The sequence below is a fragment of the Dyadobacter sp. genome, from assembly GCF_017744695.1.
Classification (GTDB): Bacteria; Bacteroidota; Bacteroidia; order Cytophagales; family Spirosomataceae; genus Dyadobacter.
Window position 1 is genome coordinate 1 of record NZ_JAGIAS010000008.1, and the last position, 22333, is coordinate 22333.

21 protein-coding genes are annotated in these 22333 nt (G+C 50.5%); 13 read left to right on the forward strand and 8 right to left on the reverse strand.

Features of this window, described 5'->3' with window-relative positions; all coding sequences use genetic code 11:
* Nucleotides 1-749: type II toxin-antitoxin system HipA family toxin (locus tag J7619_RS25170; protein WP_291205409.1), on the forward strand; the 749-nt coding region annotated here is incomplete at its 5' end.
* A gap of 149 nt (nucleotides 750-898) precedes the next feature.
* Here the strand turns inward: J7619_RS25170 and J7619_RS25175 are convergent.
* Nucleotides 899-1312 carry a DUF3052 domain-containing protein gene (locus J7619_RS25175; RefSeq protein ID WP_291205412.1) on the reverse strand — a complete coding sequence of 138 codons (414 nt, stop codon included), beginning with the start codon at nucleotides 1310-1312 and terminating at the stop codon, nucleotides 899-901.
* A 149-nt stretch (nucleotides 1313-1461) separates the two neighbouring features.
* On the opposite strand from J7619_RS25175, the gene J7619_RS25180 reads away from it, so the two are divergent.
* A complete protein-coding gene (locus J7619_RS25180; RefSeq protein WP_291205415.1) occupies nucleotides 1462-2688 on the forward strand; it encodes a DUF819 domain-containing protein in 1227 nt (408 codons plus the stop codon).
* 12 nt (nucleotides 2689-2700) lie between these two features.
* On the forward strand, nucleotides 2701-3393 hold the full coding sequence (locus J7619_RS25185; RefSeq protein WP_291205419.1) for a molybdopterin-dependent oxidoreductase: 693 nt from the start codon (nucleotides 2701-2703) through the stop codon (nucleotides 3391-3393).
* 12 nt (nucleotides 3394-3405) lie between these two features.
* Here the strand turns inward: J7619_RS25185 and J7619_RS25190 are convergent, their stop codons facing one another.
* Entirely contained in the window at nucleotides 3406-4167 is a 762-nt protein-coding gene (locus tag J7619_RS25190; protein ID WP_291205422.1) for an MBL fold metallo-hydrolase, read from the reverse strand.
* 7 nt (nucleotides 4168-4174) lie between these two features.
* Nucleotides 4175-4552, reverse strand: coding sequence for a response regulator (locus J7619_RS25195; protein ID WP_090148939.1), 378 nt, complete (start codon nucleotides 4550-4552; stop codon nucleotides 4175-4177).
* A gap of 186 nt (nucleotides 4553-4738) precedes the next feature.
* On the opposite strand from J7619_RS25195, the gene J7619_RS25200 reads away from it, so the two are divergent.
* The 6 genes from J7619_RS25200 to J7619_RS25225 all read left to right on the forward strand — a co-directional run bounded on the left by J7619_RS25200 (nucleotide 4739) and on the right by J7619_RS25225 (nucleotide 11883).
* Nucleotides 4739-5389, forward strand: coding sequence for a DUF1684 domain-containing protein (locus tag J7619_RS25200; RefSeq protein WP_291205428.1), 651 nt, complete (start codon nucleotides 4739-4741; stop codon nucleotides 5387-5389).
* Nucleotides 5390-5513: 124 nt separating this feature from the next.
* Complete coding sequence (pheT, locus tag J7619_RS25205; protein ID WP_291205430.1) at nucleotides 5514-7943, forward strand: phenylalanine--tRNA ligase subunit beta; 2430 nt, start codon at nucleotides 5514-5516, stop codon at nucleotides 7941-7943.
* 41 nt (nucleotides 7944-7984) lie between these two features.
* Nucleotides 7985-8329, forward strand: coding sequence for a hypothetical protein (locus tag J7619_RS25210; RefSeq protein WP_291205433.1), 345 nt, complete (start codon nucleotides 7985-7987; stop codon nucleotides 8327-8329).
* A complete protein-coding gene (gene zapA, locus J7619_RS25215) occupies nucleotides 8326-8637 on the forward strand; it encodes a cell division protein ZapA (RefSeq protein ID WP_106598074.1) in 312 nt (103 codons plus the stop codon). The genes J7619_RS25210 and zapA overlap by 4 nt, the downstream gene beginning before the upstream one ends.
* 123 nt (nucleotides 8638-8760) lie before the next feature.
* Complete coding sequence (gene rny / locus J7619_RS25220; RefSeq protein ID WP_291205436.1) at nucleotides 8761-10332, forward strand: ribonuclease Y; 1572 nt, start codon at nucleotides 8761-8763, stop codon at nucleotides 10330-10332.
* 15 nt (nucleotides 10333-10347) lie between these two features.
* Nucleotides 10348-11883 (forward strand): sigma 54-interacting transcriptional regulator, encoded by a 1536-nt coding sequence (locus J7619_RS25225; RefSeq protein ID WP_291205439.1) that lies wholly within the window; start codon nucleotides 10348-10350, stop codon nucleotides 11881-11883.
* 67 nt (nucleotides 11884-11950) lie between these two features.
* On the opposite strand, the gene recA is transcribed toward J7619_RS25225, so the two are convergent.
* Entirely contained in the window at nucleotides 11951-13018 is a 1068-nt protein-coding gene (gene recA, locus J7619_RS25230; RefSeq protein ID WP_291205442.1) for a recombinase RecA, read from the reverse strand.
* Between the two features lie 200 nt (nucleotides 13019-13218).
* On the opposite strand from recA, the gene J7619_RS25235 reads away from it, so the two are divergent.
* From J7619_RS25235 to J7619_RS25245, 3 genes are read left to right on the forward strand one after another with little or no spacing between them, the layout of a single operon-like run.
* Nucleotides 13219-13398 (forward strand): hypothetical protein, encoded by a 180-nt coding sequence (locus J7619_RS25235; protein ID WP_291205446.1) that lies wholly within the window; start codon nucleotides 13219-13221, stop codon nucleotides 13396-13398.
* On the forward strand, nucleotides 13395-14432 hold the full coding sequence (locus J7619_RS25240) for an aminopeptidase (RefSeq protein ID WP_291205449.1): 1038 nt from the start codon (nucleotides 13395-13397) through the stop codon (nucleotides 14430-14432). Before J7619_RS25235 ends, J7619_RS25240 begins: the two co-directional genes overlap by 4 nt.
* A gap of 13 nt (nucleotides 14433-14445) precedes the next feature.
* Entirely contained in the window at nucleotides 14446-15252 is an 807-nt protein-coding gene (locus tag J7619_RS25245) for a DUF3108 domain-containing protein (protein ID WP_291205452.1), read from the forward strand.
* On the opposite strand, the gene J7619_RS25250 is transcribed toward J7619_RS25245, so the two are convergent.
* Complete coding sequence (locus tag J7619_RS25250; RefSeq protein ID WP_291205455.1) at nucleotides 15182-16213, reverse strand: GNAT family N-acetyltransferase; 1032 nt, start codon at nucleotides 16211-16213, stop codon at nucleotides 15182-15184. The genes J7619_RS25245 and J7619_RS25250 overlap by 71 nt on opposite strands.
* Nucleotides 16214-16252: 39 nt before the next feature.
* A complete protein-coding gene (gene dnaA, locus J7619_RS25255) occupies nucleotides 16253-17680 on the reverse strand; it encodes a chromosomal replication initiator protein DnaA (RefSeq protein WP_223400454.1) in 1428 nt (475 codons plus the stop codon).
* 261 nt (nucleotides 17681-17941) lie between these two features.
* Here dnaA and scpA point away from each other — a divergent pair, with 261 nt between their 5' ends.
* A complete protein-coding gene (scpA, locus tag J7619_RS25265) occupies nucleotides 17942-20863 on the forward strand; it encodes a methylmalonyl-CoA mutase (RefSeq protein WP_409012768.1) in 2922 nt (973 codons plus the stop codon).
* Here scpA and J7619_RS25270 read toward each other — a convergent pair.
* On the reverse strand, nucleotides 20860-22056 hold the full coding sequence (locus J7619_RS25270; RefSeq protein ID WP_291205460.1) for a beta-ketoacyl-[acyl-carrier-protein] synthase family protein: 1197 nt from the start codon (nucleotides 22054-22056) through the stop codon (nucleotides 20860-20862). The two genes, scpA and J7619_RS25270, sit on opposite strands and share 4 nt — an antisense overlap.
* 6 nt (nucleotides 22057-22062) lie before the next feature.
* The gene (locus J7619_RS25275) at nucleotides 22063-22329 is read right to left on the reverse strand and encodes a phosphopantetheine-binding protein (RefSeq protein WP_106598059.1); all 267 of its coding nucleotides are present in this window, start codon (nucleotides 22327-22329) and stop codon (nucleotides 22063-22065) included.
* Nucleotides 22330-22333: the final 4 nt, after the last annotated feature.

The following is a 22333-nucleotide window of genomic DNA, read 5'->3' on the forward strand; positions in this document are numbered from 1 at the left end:
AAGTAAGAAAATGGCTGGCAATGTTGATGGCGCCGGGCTCCTCTCTGGGTGGGGCAAGACCGAAAGCCAATATCCTTGACGAAAAGGGGCAGCCCTGGATCGCTAAATTCCCGTCAAAAAATGATACAATCGACCGGGCGGCATGGGAATACCTGGCTTACCGACTGGCGATAAATGCAGGAATTGAGATGGCCGAAAGCAAATTAGAGCATGTGGCGGGAAAGTATCATACTTTCTTTACGAAGCGATTCGACCGAAAAAAGAGTTCCCGCATCCATTTTGCCTCCGCCATGACCATGACAGGTAAGAATGAAGAACTGATTCGCGACGACATTCCTTCCTATCTAGATATAGTCGAATTTATACAGTTTTCAGGAGCCGGCGTGGCCGAAGACCTAGCCCAACTGTGGCGACGAATGGTATTCAATATACTCATATCTAATACGGATGACCATTTGAGAAATCACGGTTTTTTGCTCACTTCCGCAGGATGGAGGCTTTCGCCAGCTTTTGATATCAACCCCTCAATTGATAAGGATGGACTCGCCCTGAACATCGATATGGACAGCAACCAACTTGAATTGGATCTGGCTAAACAGGTTGGCGTCTACTTTCGCTTGAGGGAGAATGAAATGGATGGCATTATAGAAGAAGTAAAATCAGCCGTGGCTGAATGGCAGAAGTTAGCGAGAGAAATTGGAATAGGTCGCGGCGAGCAGATGTTGATGGCTGCGGCATTTCGGGTGTAGTGGAGTTTCCCAAGATTTATGCACCTAACTCAACGATTAATTTACTTGCCATCCTTCGCGTGCGGAGGATCAAAATTATCCCGACAAATCCTACCTAGCGCTCGCCGGTGAGCAGTATAGCAAATATCTTCTGAATATTCCAAACATCGCTACCTGTCTTTAACCCTGATCACCAACTTCAAACCCGACCAAACCGCGTCGACCGCGCATACTTTCACATCTACCAAGCCAATCGCGAGAGCAAGATTACGGATTACGTCCTCAGTGACATCGGTAGGTACCTTCGAGGCCTTTTTGGGCCAGGAAATCCAGATGACACCGTTCGATACGATCTCCTTTTTCAATGCAGGCAGGTCTCTTTCCAAATCAGCGGCTTTTTGGGTGAAATAATGAATGAAATCTACGCCCGGCGTAGGGTCTTCCAAAACCGCAATATCAGCAGGAAGCCCTTCCAGCAAATCAAAATAGCCCTCCGGCGGATCTACGAACCTGATTTTGAAGCCAGCCTTGATGCCCAACTTTTTGACAAGACTTGTATTGGAATAACCTGCCTGACCAGCCATAATATAAGTAAATGATACATTACAAGTAAGTTACAAACAGGTTGTTTCAGACACAAGTACCTGATTCCAAAAGCTTCAAAAGAATGCATTTCCGGCACTTTTCACCTATTTTTAGCCATTCACATTTCCCTTACCTGTAATTCTGACGCATGATTACCAACGACGCTGTCGTTCTCGGCCTTTTAATGCTTATCCTTGCCGGCATTTTCTACACGGCCGCGCAGCCTGGCTGGAAGCGGTTTTACACCGTCATACCTCCCCTGCTGCTCTGCTATTTCATACCGGGTTTGCTCAATTCGTTCGGCATTGTCAATGGGGCTACGTCTCAGCTCTATCCGGTGGTCTCCAAATATTTCCTTCCGGCCTGTCTTGTGCTTTTCACGGTCGGAATGGATTGGAAGTCGCTCACGCGCCTTGGCCCTAAGGCATTGGCCGCGATGTTGATTGGCACCGCCGGTATTATGGTCGGAGGGCCGGTGGCGTTATGGATCGTTGGCGCCGTCAGCCCGGCCACCGTTGCCGGCGAAGGTGCCGATGCCGTCTGGCGCGGATTAGCAACGATCGCCGGAAGCTGGATAGGCGGCGGGGCTAACCAAACCGCATTACGCGAGGTTTTCCACCCAAGTGACGCGCTTTTCTCTCAAATGGTGGCCGTTGACGTGCTGATCGCCGAGTTATGGATGGCCGCTTTGATTTACGGCGCCGGGATCGCCTCGCGTGTGGACGTATTCCTGGGTGCGGACGCCCGCGCGGTGCAGGAAGTGAAGGAGCATCTGGATTCGGACCAGAAGGCCCACGAGCAAAACCCGATGCTGCGCGATTACATTTTTCTGGCGGCAGCAGGATTCGGGGCGACAGGCGTCGCACACGGGTTGGCAGAAATTATCACCCCCTACCTGGCCAAAAATTATCCGGCACTGGAAAAATACAGTCTTACTTCCAATTTCTTCTGGGTGATCAGCATCGCCACCCTGATCGGCATCCTGCTCTCGCTCACACCCGTGCGCAAGCTGGAATATTATGGCGCATCCAGGCTGGGCTCGGTGTTCCTGTATGTGCTCGTGGCGACAATTGGTATGCAAATGGACCTGGGGGCGGTCGCCGACAATCCGGGACTATTCGCCATTGGTTTAATATGGATTTCCATCCACGGCATAATCCTGGTTATAGCATGCAAATGGCTTAAAATACCTTTCTTCTTTCTCGCTGTCGGCAGCCAGGCAAACGTGGGCGGCTCGGCTTCTGCTTCGGTGGTGGCGGCCGCTTTTCACCCGTCACTGGCCCCGGTTGGCGTATTACTCGCAATTTTGGGATATGCTATCGGAACTTATGGAGGGTATTTAACTGCTTTAATGATGCAATGGATCAGCATCTAAACATCGATTGACATGGAAGAGAACAGCAAACTCGATAAAATCGTCGAAGCGCGCATGAAACTGAAAGCCCGCTTCGAACAACAAATGGCTGAAACACCCTCCGTTTCCGATACCAGGCCCATGGGAAGCGGCGCGCCAAACCGTCACGGAATGCCCCAACTGCCTATTGGTCAGACCCGCACAGTGAAATGGCCGGTCCTGGACCTGGGTTTCAAGCCCGATGTGCCGCTTAGCAAATGGAAGCTCGTAGTCGACGGCGAGGTGGAATCGCCCGTCACGCTTACCTGGGACGAATTTATGGCGCTGCCTCAAACCAGTGATGTAAGTGATTTCCATTGTGTGACCACCTGGTCGCGCATGGACGTGCCCTGGGTAGGTGTGCGCCTGGCGGATATCGCCGCGTTGGTCATGCCCAAACCGACGGCTACGCACGTTCTGTGCCACGGTTATGACCAATACACAACCAATCTTTCATTGGAAGAGGCACTGAAAGAAGACGTTCTGCTCGTTCATACCGCCGATGGCAAGCCGCTCGAACGCGACCACGGCGGCCCGGTACGCATGATCACCCCGCAGCTCTACGCATGGAAGGGCAGCAAATGGATCAGCCGTATTCAGTTTTTACCTAAAAACCAGCTGGGTTTCTGGGAATTGAGAGGGTATTCCAATACGGCTTATCCATGGCGGAACGATCGGTACAGCTAGACTAAGTTCTTTTTACATATCCAGCACCAAGCCGTCATAAGCAAGATGTACATGCGGAGGGAGCTCACTCTCGACTGCGGCGTGCAGGCCGAGTTTATGGCTGATATGCGTCAGGTAAGCTTGCGGTACGTTCAGCTTGTCGATCAGGTCCAGCGCCTCGGGAAGCGTGAAATGAGAAAGATGCGGCTCCTTTTGCAAGGTATCGAGCACGAGCACCTGCGAACCTTTGATTTTCTCCTGCTCTTCTTCGGAGATGTAGTTCGCGTCGGTAATGTAGGTAAAATCGCCGATACGGTAGCCGTAAACCGGCAACTTATGGTGCATTACCTCGATTGGGGTCACCTTCACCCCCGCCACTTCAAACGGCTCGTTCTCGATGGGATGCATTTCGAAATGTGGTACACCGGGGTAGCGCTTTTCTGAAAACGCATAGGCAAATTCGGTTTTGATCTGATTGAGCACTTCCTGCCTGCCGTAGAGCGGCATATCCATCTGCTGGCGATGATTGAATGCCCGGATATCGTCCAGGCCCGCAGTATGGTCTTTGTGTTGGTGGGTAAAAACAGCCGCGTCGAGACTACGCACATTGGCCCGCAGCATTTGCTGTCGAAAATCGGGACCGGTATCGATTACAAACGATTTGCCGTGGGCCTGAATCCACACGGAAGTGCGCAAACGCTTGTCATGCTGGTCATTAGAACGGCAAACGACACAATCGCAGGCAATAACCGGTATTCCCTGCGATGTGCCGGTTCCTAAAAATGTAATCCTCATCAGGTGTTTATTCGGTCAGATGCGCCACCACTTCAACCAGGCGGTCGAAATTCAATGGTTTCATCAGCGCATCGTCAAATCCTGCTTCTTTGAAATCTTCGTCTGAGTAATTTTTGGCATTGCCCGTGATCGCCACGATCGGTGTCTTGGCTTTTTTCTCGTCGGACAATTTGCGGATGCTTCTTGCACATTCCATTCCATCCATCACAGGCATATTGATGTCCAAAAGAATGATATCAAAATCCTCTTTTTCAAGCAATTGCAGCACTTGTTCGCCGTTTTTCACGGAAGTGATTTCATAATGCTGAAATTCCAGAATCTTCCTTGCCAGGTTTTGAATAACTGAACTGTCTTCGGCAATGAGTACTCGTTTTGTGTATGACATACAATGGGCAGGTATTGTGTTTAAAGTTTTTTCCCAGGTCAATTTAGATATATTTCAACCAACATCGCAAACCCGATGGTCGCGAAGTTTCAAAATTATTCCAAAAAAGTAAATAAACCTTCCATACTTTTTCAAAGCGCGCGATCAGGTGTAAGTTTGCAGTCCGATTACCCAATATTCCTTGTTATGTTCAAAAATAAAGTGATCCGATACAGCACGATTGCCATGTTCATGGCCATCCTTGCTTACTTCATTATTGAAAACATGGGCGGCAGCACCAGCTCCGACGACGCTATCGCGGCCAATCCGGCGGCCTATAAAGCTAAGATCCTCGAAGAACGCGCGGCCAAGGACGAGCAGTTCAAATCCGGCGACGACTCTCCTATCAAGGATAAGGAAAGCTTCCACGGCCTGCATTATTTCGAGCCCAGCCTTGCATTTCGCGTGAAGGCCAATATTTCCCCTTACATGCAAGAGGATAAGGAGGTAATCGTGAAATATACTGACGGTACGACCGAGAAATATGAAAAATACGGCTATGCCAATTTCAGCATTGAAGGCCAGTCGCAAAAACTGCTGCTTTTAAAGAACGAGGGCACTATTTCGGTGCTTTTCCGCGATGGTACCAGCGGCAAAGAAACCTATGGCGGCGGCCGCTACCTGGACTACCCGGTGGATCAGATCAAGAATAACACCATTGTACTGGACTTCAACAAGGCGTATAATCCCTACTGTGCTTACCAGGAAAGCTACGCCTGCCCGGTACCGCCTGCCGAAAATACATTGACGGTCGCCATTCATGCCGGTGAAGTAACCGAGGAAGCGACACACGAGTAAGCTCGCCGGCATAAAAAACGGCCTTGGCGCATAATGCCCGAATGCCGTTCAAACTAAATCATTAATTTTGCAAACAGGCCGTATTTACAGCGCCTGATTTATTATTGTTATTAAAGCATTCTAGATGAAGATCTCTTATAAGTGGCTTAAAGATTTAATTGAAATAACTGAAACACCCGAACAAATCGACCGGCTATTAACCGGCACCGGGCTGGAAGTCGAAGGTATTGAAGAGATCGAATCGATAAAAGGCGGTTTGCGGGGCGTGGTGATCGGTGAGGTACTGACCCGTGAAAAACATCCCGAGGCCGACCGACTGAGCCTGACGACCGTGGACGTAGGCGGCGAAGCACCGCTTTCGATCGTCTGCGGCGCGCCGAATGTGGCTGCCGGACAAAAAGTGATCGTAGCGACCGTTGGCGCTACATTATATCCGACCGGCAGCGACCAGCCGCTGGTTCTGAAAAAATCCAAAATCCGCGGCGCATTGTCGGAAGGGATGATCTGCGCCGAAGACGAGCTCGGCGTGGGAACCTCGCACGATGGCATTCTCGTGCTCGATACCCAGCTACCAAACGGCACGCCTGCCGCTGAATACTTCGGCATTTCCTCCGATTACCTGATCGAGATCGGCCTCACACCTAACCGCGCGGACGCGGCTTCGCATTATGGGGTCGCGCGTGATCTGAAAGCAGTTTTGAAGCGCGAGATCACATTGCCTTCCGTTGAGGCCTTCAAAGTAGATAATCAAAATCTGCCGATCCCGGTGGAGGTTCGCAATACGGAGGCCTGCCCTCGCTATACCGGCCTTACGATTTCGGGCATTACCGTGGCCGAATCGCCGGAATGGCTCAAACAACGCCTGCAAACGATCGGTATCCGCGCGATCAATAACATCGTCGACATTACCAATTATGTTTGCCACGAGCTCGGTCAGCCCATGCACGCATTCGATGCGGATAAGGTTTTGGGCAAAAAAGTGATCGTTACCACCGTGGCTGAAAATACGCCATTTGTGACGCTGGATGGTATCGAGCGCAAAATCTCGGCCAGCGACCTGATGATTTGCAGCGAAGGCATCGATGGCAACCCCGAACCGATGTGCATTGCCGGTGTTTTTGGCGGACTTACTTCCGGCGTAACAGACACTACCACTTCTATTTTCCTTGAATCGGCCTATTTCTCGCCTGTGTGGGTACGCAGGACCGCGCAGCGTTTTGCATTGAAAACCGATTCGTCATTCCGCTTCGAGCGCGGTACCGACCCGAACATGCCGCTTTTCGCATTGAAACGGGCTGCATTGCTGATTCAAGAGATTGCTGGCGGAAGCGTTTCTTCCGAGGTCATCGATATTTACCCCGAGCCAATTGAAGATTTCAAGGTAAATATCAAATACAAAAACATCGACCGGCTGATCGGCAAATCCCTGGGCAAAGATTTGATTAAGGACATTCTCGAATCGCTCGATATCCGCGTTACGGATGAAACAGAAGCCGGTTTCATCGCGATCGTGCCGCCTTACCGCGTGGACGTGCAGCGCGAGGCCGATGTGATCGAGGAGATCCTTCGCATTTACGGGTTCGGTCAGGTGGAACTCTCTAACTCATTGAGCTCCGATTACCTTTCGGATTTCCCAGTCAACGATCCTGAGAAGCTCAAACTGCGCGTTGCGGAGCTGCTGGTAGGCAATGGTTTCAATGAAATGATCAACAACTCGTTGACCAAACCCGAGTACCAGGCCATACTGCGCGAAGCACTCGCGGGCAACCCGGTGAAAATCCTGAACTACCTCAGCGAAGACTTGTCTGTAATGCGCCAAACTTTGCTTTTCTCCGGTCTTGAAGTGATTGCTTACAACAGCAACCGCCGTCAGAAGGATCTGAAAGTATTCGAATTTGGAAAAACCTACCACGAAACCGACGGCAAATACAGCGAAAAAGAGCGTCTGTCGGTATTTTTGACGGGTAATATCCGCCAGGAAAGCTGGTTCGAAAAATCACGCGAGGTAGTTTTCCATGATCTGGCTGCATTTGTGAACCAGGTACTGACTTCGATGAAAATACGCGAAGTGCAGAAGCAGGAGGCCGATAACGCCATTTTCAAAAGCGGCTTGACATTGCTGGCTAATAAAAAACCAGTGGTATCCTTTGGTTTGCTGAATGCAGCCGTTGCCAAGAAGCTCGACATTAAAGCGCCGGTCTTCTATGCCGATTTCGATTGGGAATACCTGCTTCGCCAGTACAACGCTGCTGTTGAATACACCGAAGTTCCAAAGTTCCCCGAAGTACGCCGTGACCTTTCGGTGGTGCTGAACAAAAAAGTGACTTTCGAAGAGCTTCGCCAGGCCGCCTACAAAACCGAGCGGAACCTGCTGCGCGCCGTAAACGTGTTCGACGTGTACGAAGGCGCGAACCTGGAAGGCAAAAAATCGTATTCGATCAGCTTCATTTTGCAGGACGAGCAGCAAACGCTCACCGACAAGGTAATCGACAAAACGATGCAGCGGTTGATCGCTACCTACGAAAGAGAATTTGAAGCGGTAATCAGAAAATAAACCACAGTTTTTTCATTGTCGGATTTTTTCAGTTGAGGAAAATGGAGCGGACTACCGAACGTATTATCGAGCACAAACTATCCGACGTCGAGAAAAAACTCGAAATCCTGATTAACCATAAAGAGAAATTAACCTGGTCGATCTCAGAGCTCCAGCGTGAAAACGCGGAGCTCCGGGCGGCTAATGCGAAGCTCACGGAAGAATCGAAAGAAATAAGGAAAAAATACACCTCTTTAGAAAAAGACTTTAATAAGTCTAAAAGTTTCGCTAAACTTGTCACTAGTAAACTGACACCAACAGGCGCAATTGCCGAGCTGAAAGAATCAGTTGAAAGATATATCCAGGAGATCGATAAGTGCATCGAATTGCTTGAAGATACCTTATGAAAAAAAATAGCATACCTAATCCAGACGTTTCTGTCTTTATAAAACTGCTGGACAGAGGTTTCAAACTGAGCGTTCCGGCGGATCAGGAGAAATTTTACAGGGATGGGTATGAGGTGTTCATGCAGCGTGTGCAACAGCATAAATTAAAAGGGAAAGTATACGGTGACATAGAGGCGATTGCATTAACCTCTATCGAATGCCTGGTGGCATTACAACGGAACCAGGAAGAAATGGACGACCTGGTAGCGGCTTTTAAGAGCAGAGTGGAAAAACTGGACGAAACAATCGCCAGTGCTATCGAAAGCTGACACCCATACCTGACCCTTTGATTTTTTAGAGTATCTGCAAAAATATACTTTCAATTTCTTCCATTTTCGGCATTTCAACGCGGGTGTAGTCGGTAAAACCAACTATATATAACCATTATTGAAATGTCTAGTTCATTGTATTTCATCGTTATCCTGTCCGATATCATCGCCGTGGGCGTGGGTATTTTTGCAGGAAAGTACATCTTTCAGCGATCGTTTGACGCAAAGGAAAAAGAAGCCCAGGACCGTGCCGCTGAAATTCTCCGGAATGCCGAGGTAGCAGCCGAAAACATCAAAAAAGACCGCATTCTCGAAGCGAAAGAAAAGTACCTCCGGTTGAAATCGGAATTCGAAGAAGACGCCAATAAAAAGCGTAGCATCCTGCAAAGCAACGAGCAGAAACTCAAACAGCGCGAGCAGAGCCTGAACCAGAGCATGGAACAGACCAAGCGCAAGGAAAACGAGCTCGATAACCTCAAAAATAACCTCAACGCGCAACTCGAAGCGGCTACCAAGCGCCGTGAGGAAGCCGAAAAATCGCTTCAACAACAGGTTGCCCAACTTGAAAAAATCGCCAACCTTACCGCTGAGCAAGCGCGCGAACAACTCGTAGACGCATTGAAAGCGGAAGCGGAAACCCGCGCGGGGTCCTATATCAAAAGCGCTATGGAAGAAGCGCGTCTTACTGCTACTAAAGAGGCGAAAAAGATCGTTATCGAAACCATCCAGCGCACCGCCGCCGAGCATGCGATCGAGAACTGCGTGTCGGTATTCAATATTGAAAACGACGATATCAAAGGTAAAATCATCGGTCGCGAAGGACGTAACATCCGCGCTCTGGAAGCGGCTACCGGCGTGGAAATCATCGTGGATGATACCCCGGAAGCCATCGTTATCTCCGGTTTCGACCCTGTAAGAAGGGAAATCGCACGCCTTTCATTGCACCGCCTGGTGCAGGACGGGCGCATCCACCCTGCCCGCATTGAGGAGGTGGTTGCCAAAACCCGCAAAAATATCGAAGACGAAATCGTCGAGATCGGCGAAAGAACTGTGATCGACATGGGTATCCACGGCTTGCACCCCGAGCTGGTAAAAATGATCGGCCGTATGCGTTTCCGTTCGTCGTACGGGCAAAACCTGCTGCAACACTCCCGCGAAGTGGCCAAATTGTGTGCTACCATGGCCGCAGAGCTTGGCTTGAACACCAAACTGGCCAAACGCGCCGGATTACTCCACGATATCGGTAAAGTATGGCCTGAGGAATCGGATCTGCCACACGCAATCCTGGGTATGGAGCTGGCCAAGAAATACAAGGAGAACCCTGAGGTTTGCAATGCGATCGGCGCGCACCACGACGAGATCGAAATGACTTCTATCCTCTCGCCGATCATCCAGGTTTGTGACGCCATTTCAGGCTCACGCCCGGGCGCACGCCGCGAAATGATGGAATCATACATCCAGCGTCTGCGCGACCTGGAAAACCTGGCCCTGTCGTTCGACGGAGTCGAGAAATGCTACGCGATCCAGGCGGGCCGCGAGCTGCGCGTGATCATCGACGCCGACAATGTGTCCGACGAAAAAGCGGGATTGCTGTCGTTCGATATCTCGCAAAAAATTGAAAAAGAAATGCAGTACCCCGGCCAGATCAAAATCACGGTAATCCGCGAAATGCGGTCGGTGGCGTACGCGCGTTAATCCACTATTTGATACATGACATACTCAAAGCTGACAAGCACAGAACTACTGGGAATCCGAACGCTCGGAGAACTAAAAAAAGCAGGTTATCAGTCGCGTTCTATCAAGCAGGAGCTGAGAGATAACCTGATTGAAAAGATCAGAAGCAAGGAGAATGTCTTCCCGGGAATCTGGGGTTATGAAGAAACGGTCATTCCCGATGTGGAAAGGGCCATTCTTTCGATGCATAACATCAACTTCCTGGGCTTGCGCGGACAGGCCAAGACGCGTATCGCGCGTATGATGGTGAACCTGCTCGACGAATATATTCCTTACATTAAGAATTCGGAACTGCACGACGACCCTTTGGCGCCTCTTTCGCGGTATGCCAAGGATGTGCTGGCCGACCAGGGCGATAGCACTGAAATAGCCTGGTTGCACCGCGACGAGCGCTACACCGAAAAGCTGGCCACGCCGGATGTCTCGGTAGCGGATTTGATCGGGGACGTCGACCCTATTAAAGCAGCGACTTTGAAACTGCCTTATTCTGATGAGCGCGTGATCCATTTCGGATTGATCCCTCGCTCTCACCGCGGCATTTTCGTGATCAATGAGCTGCCCGATTTGCAGGCGCGTATCCAGGTCGCGTTGTTCAATATTTTGCAGGAAGGCGATATTCAGATCCGTGGTTTTAAACTGCGTTTGCCGCTGGATATCCAGTTTGTATTTACGGCTAATCCCGAGGACTATACCAACCGCGGAAGCATTGTAACACCGCTTAAAGACCGGATCGAGAGCCAGATCGTGACGCATTATCCGAAAACGATCGAAACCGGCAAGCGCATTACCGAGCAGGAAGCCGTGGTAAAACCCGAGCAAAAAGGCATTGTGCGCGTCAACGAGCTGGTAAAAACGTTGATAGAGCAGATCGCGTTCGAAGCCAGGGAAAGCGAATATGTGGATTCTAAAAGCGGCGTTTCGGCACGCTTGACGATTTCCGCTTATGAAAGCCTTCTGAGTACCGCCGAGCGCAGAGCGCTGATCAATGGCGAAAGCTCGACTCACGTACGTATTTCCGACCTTTATGGTGTTGTTTCGGCGATTTGTGGGAAAGTCGAGCTGGTTTACGAAGGCGAAGTGGAAGGCCCGGTCATTGTGGCCCAGAACCTGATCGGCAAAGCCATCCGCACGCAGTTCCTGAACTTCTTCCCGGATCCGGAAAAAAGCAAAAAAAGCAAGATCAATCCTTACGCGAAAGTGGTGGAATGGTTTGGCGCCGGCAACGAAATGGAAATGCCTGCCGATATGACCGACCGCGAGTATGTCGCCCGCCTGAAAACCATCGACGGCCTGGACGATTTCGTAGATATGCTCTCCGCTTATGGCGATGCCGAAGAAAAGCTTTTCATGATGGAATTTGCATTGCACGGCATGGCCGAATTCTCGCTCGTAGGTAAGCAGGCGCTCGATCAGGGCATGAAGTTCCAGGATCTGGTGAGCAGCATGTTCTCTGGTCCCGGTGAAGAAGACGATTACGACTTCGACGAGGACGACGATCGCAAGCCTTTCTGATATTTGAATGGATACAAATAAAAATGCCCTGCTAAAACAGGGCATTTTTTGTATGCTTCGCTAATGCTTATTCAGGAGAACCGTCATCGGCAATGTTAGGCTCGCTGGTGTCTATCAGTGAATCAGGATCGGTGTTTACCTGGCCGCGGATTTTGCCTTCCAACTCTTCCATCAATTCAGGATTGTCTTTAATCAAAGCTTTCACAGCGTCGCGGCCTTGTCCGAGGCGGTTGCCTTCGTAGCTGAACCACGAGCCTGATTTCTTCACGATATCGAGCTCCACCGCAAGGTCGATGATTTCCCCTACTTTGGAAACGCCTTCGCCGTACATGATATCGAATTCCACCACTTTGAATGGAGGCGCCACCTTATTTTTAACCACCTTCACACGCGTGCGGTTACCCAGGATTGCGTCGGCGCTTTCCTTGATCTGGCCCACACGACGGATATCCAGACGTACAGATGCGTAGTATTTCAATGCATTACCACCAGTAGTGGTTTCAGGGTTACCGAACATCACACCGATCTTCTCGCGAAGCTGGTTGATGAAAATACAGCAGCAGCCTGTTTTGTTGATCACACCGGTCAGTTTACGCAGCGCCTGCGACATCAAACGTGCCTGCAAGCCCATTTTGCTGTCGCCCATTTCGCCCTCGAGCTCTGCGCGCGGCACCAATGCCGCCACCGAGTCGATGACGATAATATCCACTGCGCCCGAGCTGATCAGATGCTCGGCGATTTCGAGCGCCTGTTCACCGCTGTCGGGCTGTGAAATAAGAAGGTTGCTGGTGTCAATACCAAGCTTCTCCGCGTAAGTTCTGTCAAATGCGTGCTCCGCATCGATGAACGCTGCCAGACCGCCTTTTTTCTGCGCCTCGGCAATGCAGTGCATCGACAACGTGGTTTTACCTGACGATTCAGGTCCGTAGATCTCCACGATACGGCCCCGGGGAACACCACCCACGCCGAGCGCAAGGTCCAGACCCAGTGAACCGGTCGAGATCACCGGAATATCTAATACTTTGGTGTCGCTCAGACGCATCACAGTACCTTTTCCGTAAGTCTTATCGAGCTTTTCGAGCGTGGTCTGTAACGCTTTTAGTTTGTTGTCTTTATCTGTTGTTGCTTGTGCCATAGAAATGGTAACAGTAATTTGGTTGGTACATAAAAAAGCGGCTTTTGCAGGACAAAAACCGCTCGTAAATGGGTCTTTATTGTTTTGTAAAAATAGCTAATTCCCGCTAAAACAACAACCTGAATTTTGCCTTAAAACTTAATTTTTCCCGAAATTTTCGCATTTTACAGCATTTGCAACGGAAGTACAAAAATGGCGATATGCAAGTGGAGAGAACAGATTATCAAACGGTGAAGAAGCTGGGTTCCCGATATTTAAATGTCCGCCAATTGGCTATTTTTGTGAACGACAAGAGCGCGTCCCGGCAGGCTATTTCCGGCGCGTGCTACCCGAAGGCCGTCCGACGGCTCGCTGCATTCATTTTAACATTGAAATTGTGATCAAGAAAATATTGGTTGCCCTGCTGGCTGTCGCGGTATTGCTCGGCATTTGGCAAAGGGATGTGCTCACCTATGCTTTTTTACAGGCCAAAGGACAAATTGGCATACTCATGCAGGTTGAGCAAGTAGATGACGTACTGGCCAACAAAACGTTTCCCGATTCCCTCAAAGCGAGGATCCGCCTCATCCAGGAGATCAAGCAATTCGGCGTGGACTCGCTCGGCCTGACGCCTTCTGATAATTATACCACCTTCTACAATCAGCACGGACGGCCGTTGATATGGCTCATTACAGCCTCCGAACGCTATAAAATAGAGCCATACCAATGGCACTTTCCGATCGTCGGCACATTCCCCTACAAAGGTTACTTCGACTCGACCCGGGCTGTCGCCGAAGAAAAGACACTGATCGACAACGGATTAGATACAGATATTGGCGAAGTTTCAGCCTGGTCGACGCTCGGCTATCTGAAAGATCCCATCCTGTCGACCATGCTCCTGCGCCGTGTTGGCAGCCTGACCAATCTGATATTGCATGAGCTTACACATGGTACGCTTTTTGTAAAAAACAACCTGGAACTCAATGAAAACCTGGCCAGTTTTGTTGGTGATCAGGGCACTATACGATTCTTAAAATACAAGTATGGCGCCGGTTCCGAACAAATGCGGCAGTATGAGTATTCCAAACGATATAATGACGCCTATTCGCGCCATATGCTCAGGGGGGCAGGCCGTTTGGATAGTCTTTATAAAACATTCGGTACGGATCCAACGCCAAGCCCTGAAAAGGACTCATTGAAGATGAAATTGATCACTGATATCGTCAGCGATACGGATACACTTCTTTCAGGCAAGCGTACGTTAACAAACAAAAACCGCTGGCCCGACGGAAAACTTCCCAATAATGCTTACTTTATCAGTTACCTGACCTACAAGTCGAAACAGGACACTTTCAGGCAGGAATTTGAAAAGAAGTTTGGGGGGGATTTGAAGAAATACCTCAATCATTTAAAGGGCAAATACCCTTCCTTGTAATGTTATTAAGAGCATGAAAAGATCGTACGCATTACTATTAGCCATATCGACATTCGCATTGCTGTTCTCCTTCCGCCAGTACGACGAGAGTGCGGAAATGGACCGGGTAGTTCACAATAAGAGTTTCGGCACCGGCGAACGCGTCGAGTACCGCGTGCATTACGGCTTCATCAATGCAGCAGAAGCAAAAGTCGAGGTGGGTAAAGCCGTTTCCATGATCAACAACCGGCCTTGCTACCGGGTCAACGTCATTGGACGGACAGTAGGCGCGTTCGACCTGATATCACGCGTGCGCGACACCTGGCGTTCCTACATCGACACTACCGCGATTCTTCCCCATATGTTCGAGCGGCAAATCCAGGAGAACAAATACCGCAAGGAGGAAACCGTGTTTTTCAACCACAGCAAGGATCAAGCGGTTTCCAATGTGAAGGATGAAAGCAAGACTTACAATGTTCCCAACAACATCCACGATATTATCAGCGGCTATTTTTTCCTGCGTACCATCAATTTCGACAAGGTCCGCGAAGGTGAGATCATCGAAGTCCCTACTTTCTTTGACGGAGAGGTTTACAAGCTCCGCGTTCGCTACGTGGGCAGGGATGTGATTAAAACCAAGTTTGGCAAAAGCAAGGTATTGAGGCTATCCCCTCAAATTCCGACCAACAAGTTCTTCAAAGGCGAGGAACCCATGGCGTTGTGGGTATCTGACGATTCAAACAAGATTCCATTAAAAGCCGAGGTTGACCTTAAAATCGGTTCGCTGGAAATGGATTTAAAATCCTACAAAGGGCTGAAAAGAGATATTGCCTGGTTCTGATCAGCCATTTTCGAAGCCGCTGCATTTGCCGAAACGGGAAGGGTAATGTATTCCTTTTAACACACCAGAATGGCATTGCAACCGCCCCGTAACCTGCATAGTAATCCGCGATGGATACTTTCGGTGGGCTTTCAAAATCAAAAATCAGCTTTCTACCTGCATTTTCGCGAAAATAAGCGTCCAGCACCAGCGCCCTGGCATTTCCCCTCCGCCCGGCACGATCGGCTGCATTAAAAAGGTAAATTGTCCGCCCGCGATAACGTGTGAGGAACACGCCCGCTCGCACATGCCCGCCTGCCTGCGCGTACACGAGACAGCCATGTGCATTTCTAACACATTCCATTCCGAGCCGTCTTAGCAACATATAGGCATCCGCTTTTATCCTACCGATTCCTGCGGCGTGATTTTCTGTAAAAAGCGCTATTAACGGCCCAAAATCTTCCGATTCGACGATTTCCCAGGCTGTTTTACTTCCTCTTCTCAGATTTGCTTTCCGGTCCCCGGAATAGCCCGCATAAAGTTCGCCATAGGGTTGATTCAAATTCAGCCAATGCGTTTGAAACAACTCCCATTCAAAGCTTTTCAGGCAAGGCTTCCCGATTACCGCGAAGTTTTCGGGGTTGAATGAATAGTTGGAAATGTAAGGGAAGTGCGCTGTTAAAGCTTGCAGAAATGCCCCGCACTGCTCCGCCGTCAATTCGTGTTTTGAAAAAACACCTAAATACTGACAAAACAGTGGCTGGTACAGGACACGCCGGCCGAACTTCCGCCTCACAGGCAGCGGCATCACAATCGAGTAATCGGTGGCAGTGGGCCATACGAGCGCTTCCCATTGCTCACAGACGATGTCCAGGTACCAGCTTAACGCGTAAATGACGCATTGCCGGCTATGATGAATGTGGTTATCCCAGGTTCGCGCATCGATCTGCTCCCGGGAAAGAAGGATAGGCTTCGGTACCATGTTGTTCAGGGTTTGTGCTGAACATTGATACGTCAAAACCTATTTGAAGTAACTGCGCAGCTTCTGCAAAGTTTCTTCCACATCCGGCGTTTCGTCCATAAGCAGGTTAATGCTCTGGATCGAGTGGATCACCGTACTGTGGTCACGACCTCCAAAATGATAGCCGATGGATTTGAGCGGCAGGTCGGTATATTCTTTGGCGAGGTACATCGCGAGTTGGCGCGGGTAAACGACCTCCTTTTTACGGCTCTTACTTTTCAGGTCGGCAATCGAAACCTGGAAGTAATCGGCGATAATCTCCTGGATCGTGTCGATCGTTACCTCCTTATCCTCGTTCATGACGATGTTGCGGAGTGTATTTTTAGCCAGCTCGACGTCGATATTGCGACGGGTAAGCGAGGCCTGCGCCATCAGCGACACGATTACTCCTTCCAGCTCCCTGACGTTCGAGTTTACGCTATGCGCAATGTATTCGATCACATCATAGTCGATCGAAATGCCTTCCGACTGGATCTTCTTCTGAATAATCGCGATACGCGTTTCGAAATCCGGCGCCTGCAAATCGGCCGTCAAACCCCATTTGAAGCGGGATAGCAAACGGTCCTGCAACCCTTGCAGCTCACGCGGCGGGCGGTCGCTGGTCATGATGATCTGCTTGCCGAGTTGATGCAGGTGGTTGAAAATATGGAAGAATGTGTCCTGCGTTTTCTCCTTACCCGACAAAAATTGCACGTCGTCGATCGCCAGCACGTCCACCTTCATATAAAAGTCGGTAAACTCCTGAAGGGTATTGTTTCGGATCGAGTTGATAAACTGGTTTGTAAACTTCTCCGAAGAAACGTAGAGCACCAGTTTGTTCTCGTAGTGGTTGGTAATGTAGTTTCCGATCGCCTGCACAAGGTGCGTCTTGCCCAATCCAACACCACCATACATCATCAGCGGGTTGAACGAGGTAAGCCCCGGACGCTGCGCCACCGCGAAACCGGCCGAACGGGCAAGCCTGTTACAGTCACCTTCGATGAAGTTATCGAATGAATAATTGGGGTTCAGATACGTATCGAGCGTCAGCGAATCCTGGTCTTTCTCCTTCACGCTCGCTCCCATGCGCGGGTCGGTTGAGAAATTATCCGGCTTGGAATAATTTGGAGATTTCTGGGTTGAGACGTTCATCGTCAGCGGCTGGTGCTTCTCGTTACCAGTGTCGACAATAATGGAATATTCCAATAAACCGTCGCGGCCGATCGCGTAGTCCAGCGCCTTTCTCAGCAGATTGACATAGTTATCTTCCAGCCATTCGTAGAAAAACTGGCTGGGAACCTGCACGGTAAGTACTTTACCATAGAGCTTTAACGGACGAATGGGTTCAAACCACGTCTTAAAACTCTGCTCGGGAATGTGCTGCTGAATAATCCTCAGGCAAGCATCCCAAACCTGGTCTACCTCTCTATTTGTGCTGATTCTTTCCAATGTATAATTTACCAAACTCTGAGTATCATAGTTCAAAAGGACGGCAAAGATATAAAAATACCTGATCTCTCCAGAGGAAACGAACATTCAATTTAATCGTCACAAAGTGTATCTGCAAACCCGAAAATAAAATTGCAAGCGTAATCGTGCCCAAAAGGTTACAGAAGCGGTTTTGATGTTTAGGCACCCTTAATTGCGTGTCAAAATTTGTAGTTTTGCTAATGGCGTCTTTCCGCAAACTGTTCATCAATCCATCGGCCCATGTCAGCAAAACTCTTTTCCGAATTTCTCCCGTCAGACAAAAACGCCTGGGAAAAGCTTGCGGCAAAGGAGATGAAAGGGCGCTCCGGGCTGCCCGAAGCGTGGGAAATTGCGAAGAATTTGCATTTTAAACCTTACGTTACCGCCCAGGAGATCGATTGGGCGGCTGTTGCGGAAATTCAGCATGCCCAAAAGCAAACCGCCGGTTGGATTAATGTAAATGCAGCGCCTTTAAGCGAATCCCGGCCATTGCGGATCGAACTCCATGGTCCGGACCCGGTGGCACAGCTGGTAGCAGCCCTTATTTCTTTTTCCAATGGGTATTCCAACAGTGGTTCGCCTGAATATGCATTTGATCAAACCACATTCTCGGTTTGGATCGGTCCGAAATACCTGACTGAAATTGCCGGATTGAGAGCATTAAGGTATCTGTTAAAGAAAATAGCACGCGCATTCGGATTGCCCGAAACGCAAAGCATACCCTTCATTCACGCAACGACATTCATCCGCTACCGGCAGAATGAAACCGACTATACCAATCTCATAAGGGCCACTGCGGAGGCTATGAGCGCCATTATCGGCGGATGCGATGCGCTTACTGTGCTACCATTTGATAATGCGGATAATGCCTTGACTCGTCGGCTGGCCACGCATGTTTCTTACATTCTCGACCATGAAAGCCATTTTGCCAAAGTGGCCGACCCGGCGGCGGGTGCATTTGCATTGGAAGATATGACTTTGAAACTGGCCAATGCTGCCTGGGAAATATTTTCAAAAACGGCAGACAGTAACATTTTCAAAAATACAGGTGGTAAAATCACTGCGGGAATCCGAAACACCGGCCAGAAGGCACCGTTTCAAACCGCCGAAGGCATTTCAATCAAAACCCAATTTACCGCAAAAGACCTCGACGGTGCCCAACATCTCGCGTTCGGCGCAGGCACTCCCCCATTCCTTCGCGGGCCCTACGCGAGCATGTACCTCGAACGCCCGTGGACGATCCGGCAATATGCGGGCTTTTCTACCGCTACCGAATCCAATGCATTCTACCGCCGTAACCTCGCAGCCGGTCAAAAGGGATTGTCGGTCGCATTTGACCTGGCGACCCACCGCGGCTATGACTCCGATCACCCGCGCGTCACAGGCGATGTAGGCAAAGCCGGCGTGGCGATCGATTCAGTGGAGGATATGAAAACGCTGTTTGACCAGATACCACTGGATCAAATGTCGGTATCGATGACGATGAATGGCGCGGTAATACCGATAATGGCCTTTTTTATCGTCGCTGCCGAAGAGCAGGGCGTACAGCCCGAGCAACTTACCGGGACGATCCAGAACGACATCCTGAAAGAGTTTATGGTGCGCAACACCTACATTTACCCGCCGGGACCGTCGATGCGTATTGTCGGCGATATTTTTGCCTATGCTTCCCAAAATATGCCGCGCTTCAATTCGATCAGCATTAGCGGCTATCACATGCACGAAGCAGGCGCCCCCGCACACATCGAGCTGGCATACACACTCGCGGACGGGCTCGAATACATCCGCACAGGACTTGCGGCAGGGATTCGGATCGACGATTTTGCGCCCCGGCTGTCGTTTTTCTGGGGTATAGGAATGAACCACTTCATGGAAATCGCCAAAATGCGGGCAGGAAGGATGCTCTGGGCAAAAATTGTCCGGCAGTTCGACCCGCAGAACGAAAAATCGCTGATGCTCCGCACGCATTGTCAGACGAGCGGTTACAGCCTTACCGAGCAGGTACCGTTTAACAATATCACCCGCACGACCATCGAAGCGATGGCTGCCGTCATGGGGCACACGCAATCACTCCATACCAATTCATTCGACGAGGCCATTGCGTTGCCTACCGATTTTTCGGCTCGCATTGCGCGGGATACGCAGCTTTTTATTCAAAACGAAACAGACCTCTGCAAAGCTGTCGATCCGTGGGGCGGCTCCTATTACGTCGAATACCTGACTATGCAACTCGCTGAAAAGGCCTGGGAGCTGATTGAAGAGGTAGAAGCTTTGGGTGGTATGACCCGGGCCATCGAAACCGGCCTGCCCAAAATGCGTATTGAAGAAGCCGCCGCGCGAAAACAAGCACGGATCGATGCAGGCAAGGAGGTTATAGTGGGGGTTAACCAGTACAAAACCGACGAGAAGCCGTCTTTTGAAATACTACAAATTGACAATCAGGCAGTAAGAAACGCGCAGATTGAACGGCTGGAAGCTATCCGGGCGCATCGTAAGGAACCGGAAGTGCGCCAGGCGCTGGACCGCATCACCCGGGCCTGCAAGGAAACGGGCGGCAGGGACATGCATTCAAATCTGCTGGCGCTGGCTGTGGAGGCGGCGCGCAAAAGAGCTACATTAGGAGAAATTTCTGAGGCTATGGAAAAGGAATTCGGCAGGTACCAGTCCACAATCCGCTCGGTTTCGGGTGTTTACCGGACCGAAGTCTCCGACGACGAAAATTTCCGGCGGGCGCGCGAAATGTCCGACGAGTTTGCCCGGCTGGAAGGTCGCAGGCCAAGGATAATGGTGGCTAAAATGGGCCAGGACGGGCACGACCGGGGCGCGAAAGTGATCGCAACCAGTTTTGCCGACCTGGGCTTTGACGTAGACATTGCGCCCTTGTTCCAGACGCCGCAGGAAGTGGCCAGGCAAGCCGTTGAAAACGACGTGCACATCATCGGCGCATCGAGCCTGGCTGCCGGGCATAAAACGCTCATTCCCGAGCTGATCGGCGAATTAAATAAATTGGGCAGAGGCGATATTATGGTCATCGCCGGAGGCGTCATCCCGGCGCAGGATTACCAGTTTCTCTACGATGCGGGCGTAAAAGGCATTTTCGGTCCCGGCACTGTCATCTCCCTGGCCGCACAGGAGATTCTGACCAAACTGATGGAAGACTAATTTATTCCTGCAAAAACAAGTGAAGTACAATTCCCCCCGAAGCCGAAGGAGTTGGATAAAACGTAGCGCAGTGGGTATTCGCCCTGCCACTGCGAAACTGGCGCAAGCCCGGGCCCGCTGATAGCTTCCTCCACATTTAAGCCCGGAAACAATTCCGAATGCACGATGCCCAGGACACTATAAATAGCCTCCACGGCGCCGGCCGCGCCTAACGTGTGCCCTGTGAATGATTTGGTGGAACTGTAAGGCGGTATCTGGTCAAACAACTCTCCCATTCCGAAAAACTCGACCTGGTCGTTGTTCTGCGTGCCGGTGCCGTGCGCATTGATATACCCGATTTGTGAGGGCTGGATCCCTGCCGAGCGGATTGCCTCGCGCATGCAGCGGATCGCGCCCGTAGCCTCATCGGACATCGCCGACGGGTGGTGTGCATCGTTCGCATTGCCAAAGCCGGCTATTTCCGCGTATACTTTTTTGCCTGCTGCCAGCTCTTCCGCTTCCAGCACAAGGTAAGCCGCGCCTTCGCCCAGGTTCAGGCCGTCGCGGTTCACATCGAATGGTTTACAGGGCGATTCCGACAGGATTTTTAATGCATTAAAACCATTGACCGTGTATTTGGCCAGGCTGTCCACACCGCCCACGATCGCTCTTTTCACCCTTCCTGAGCGGATCAGCCGCGCACCAAGCATAATCGCGTTGGCAGACGAAGAGCAGGCCGTGTTAATCGTATCGGTAAAACCTTTGATGCGGTAGCGTTTGATCAGTTTCAGCGTATGTGCCGAGCAGCCATAGGATTCCAGGTACTCCGAACCCTCCGACTTGTGATTGGCGTCTTCGTAAAGCTGATCGGTAAGGCACATGCCGCCCACGGTGCTGGCCGATATTAACGCGGTATCGAGCGAGGATACCTGGCCCGGCGTCAATGCTGCATCGGCGACAGCCTCGCTGAAAGCCTTATCTGCCAGCAAGCAGGTACGCGTGTAGCCGGTAGCTGTTTCCAATTGCTGTGCTTTTTTAAGCTCGTCGTTGCTGAGCTTCACTTCGCCAAACGGCAACCGCGAAGCGTACAGCGATTCGAAAAAAGCCACCTTACCGATTCCGGAACAACCGTTACGCAAGCTCGTATGATTTTCCTGCACATTGTTGCCAATGGCCGAAATCATGCCCATACCCGTCACCAACACCCTTCCCATCGAAAATTAAGCGGCTTTTGTATGCGCGAGAATGTACTCGGCCATGTGGTTTACATCGACGAGTATCTTGCGTCCCTCAGCCGGATTGTTGATTTTGATACCGTATTCTCTTTCGAGCAGCACCACCAGTTCGAGCGAGTCGATGGAGTCCAGCCCCAAATCGCCGCCGAAAAGCGGTTCGTCATCCTTGATGTCGGCAGGGTTAATGTCCAGCAGGTTCAGGTATTGTACAATTTGCCCTTTCAGAATGGGCTTCAGGCTTTCTATGTCCATATTG

What these genes read in the sequence shown, in the direction of transcription:
- J7619_RS25175 (WP_291205412.1), bottom strand. Translation starts at nt 1,312, where the DNA reads ATGGCTGGTCAGGCAGGTTATTCCAATACAAGTCTTGTCAAAAAGTTG.
- J7619_RS25180 (WP_291205415.1), top strand. Translation starts at nt 1,462, where the DNA reads ATGATTACCAACGACGCTGTCGTTCTCGGCCTTTTAATGCTTATCCTT.
- J7619_RS25185 (WP_291205419.1), top strand. Translation starts at nt 2,701, where the DNA reads ATGGAAGAGAACAGCAAACTCGATAAAATCGTCGAAGCGCGCATGAAA.
- J7619_RS25190 (WP_291205422.1), bottom strand. Translation starts at nt 4,167, where the DNA reads ATGAGGATTACATTTTTAGGAACCGGCACATCGCAGGGAATACCGGTT.
- J7619_RS25195 (WP_090148939.1), bottom strand. Translation starts at nt 4,552, where the DNA reads ATGTCATACACAAAACGAGTACTCATTGCCGAAGACAGTTCAGTTATT.
- J7619_RS25200 (WP_291205428.1), top strand. Translation starts at nt 4,739, where the DNA reads ATGTTCAAAAATAAAGTGATCCGATACAGCACGATTGCCATGTTCATG.
- pheT (WP_291205430.1), top strand. Translation starts at nt 5,514, where the DNA reads ATGAAGATCTCTTATAAGTGGCTTAAAGATTTAATTGAAATAACTGAA.
- J7619_RS25210 (WP_291205433.1), top strand. Translation starts at nt 7,985, where the DNA reads ATGGAGCGGACTACCGAACGTATTATCGAGCACAAACTATCCGACGTC.
- zapA (WP_106598074.1), top strand. Translation starts at nt 8,326, where the DNA reads ATGAAAAAAAATAGCATACCTAATCCAGACGTTTCTGTCTTTATAAAA.
- rny (WP_291205436.1), top strand. Translation starts at nt 8,761, where the DNA reads ATGTCTAGTTCATTGTATTTCATCGTTATCCTGTCCGATATCATCGCC.
- J7619_RS25225 (WP_291205439.1), top strand. Translation starts at nt 10,348, where the DNA reads ATGACATACTCAAAGCTGACAAGCACAGAACTACTGGGAATCCGAACG.
- recA (WP_291205442.1), bottom strand. Translation starts at nt 13,018, where the DNA reads ATGGCACAAGCAACAACAGATAAAGACAACAAACTAAAAGCGTTACAG.
- J7619_RS25235 (WP_291205446.1), top strand. Translation starts at nt 13,219, where the DNA reads ATGCAAGTGGAGAGAACAGATTATCAAACGGTGAAGAAGCTGGGTTCC.
- J7619_RS25245 (WP_291205452.1), top strand. Translation starts at nt 14,446, where the DNA reads ATGAAAAGATCGTACGCATTACTATTAGCCATATCGACATTCGCATTG.
- J7619_RS25250 (WP_291205455.1), bottom strand. Translation starts at nt 16,213, where the DNA reads ATGGTACCGAAGCCTATCCTTCTTTCCCGGGAGCAGATCGATGCGCGA.
- scpA (WP_409012768.1), top strand. Translation starts at nt 17,942, where the DNA reads ATGTCAGCAAAACTCTTTTCCGAATTTCTCCCGTCAGACAAAAACGCC.
- J7619_RS25270 (WP_291205460.1), bottom strand. Translation starts at nt 22,056, where the DNA reads ATGGGAAGGGTGTTGGTGACGGGTATGGGCATGATTTCGGCCATTGGC.
- J7619_RS25275 (WP_106598059.1), bottom strand. Translation starts at nt 22,329, where the DNA reads ATGGACATAGAAAGCCTGAAGCCCATTCTGAAAGGGCAAATTGTACAA.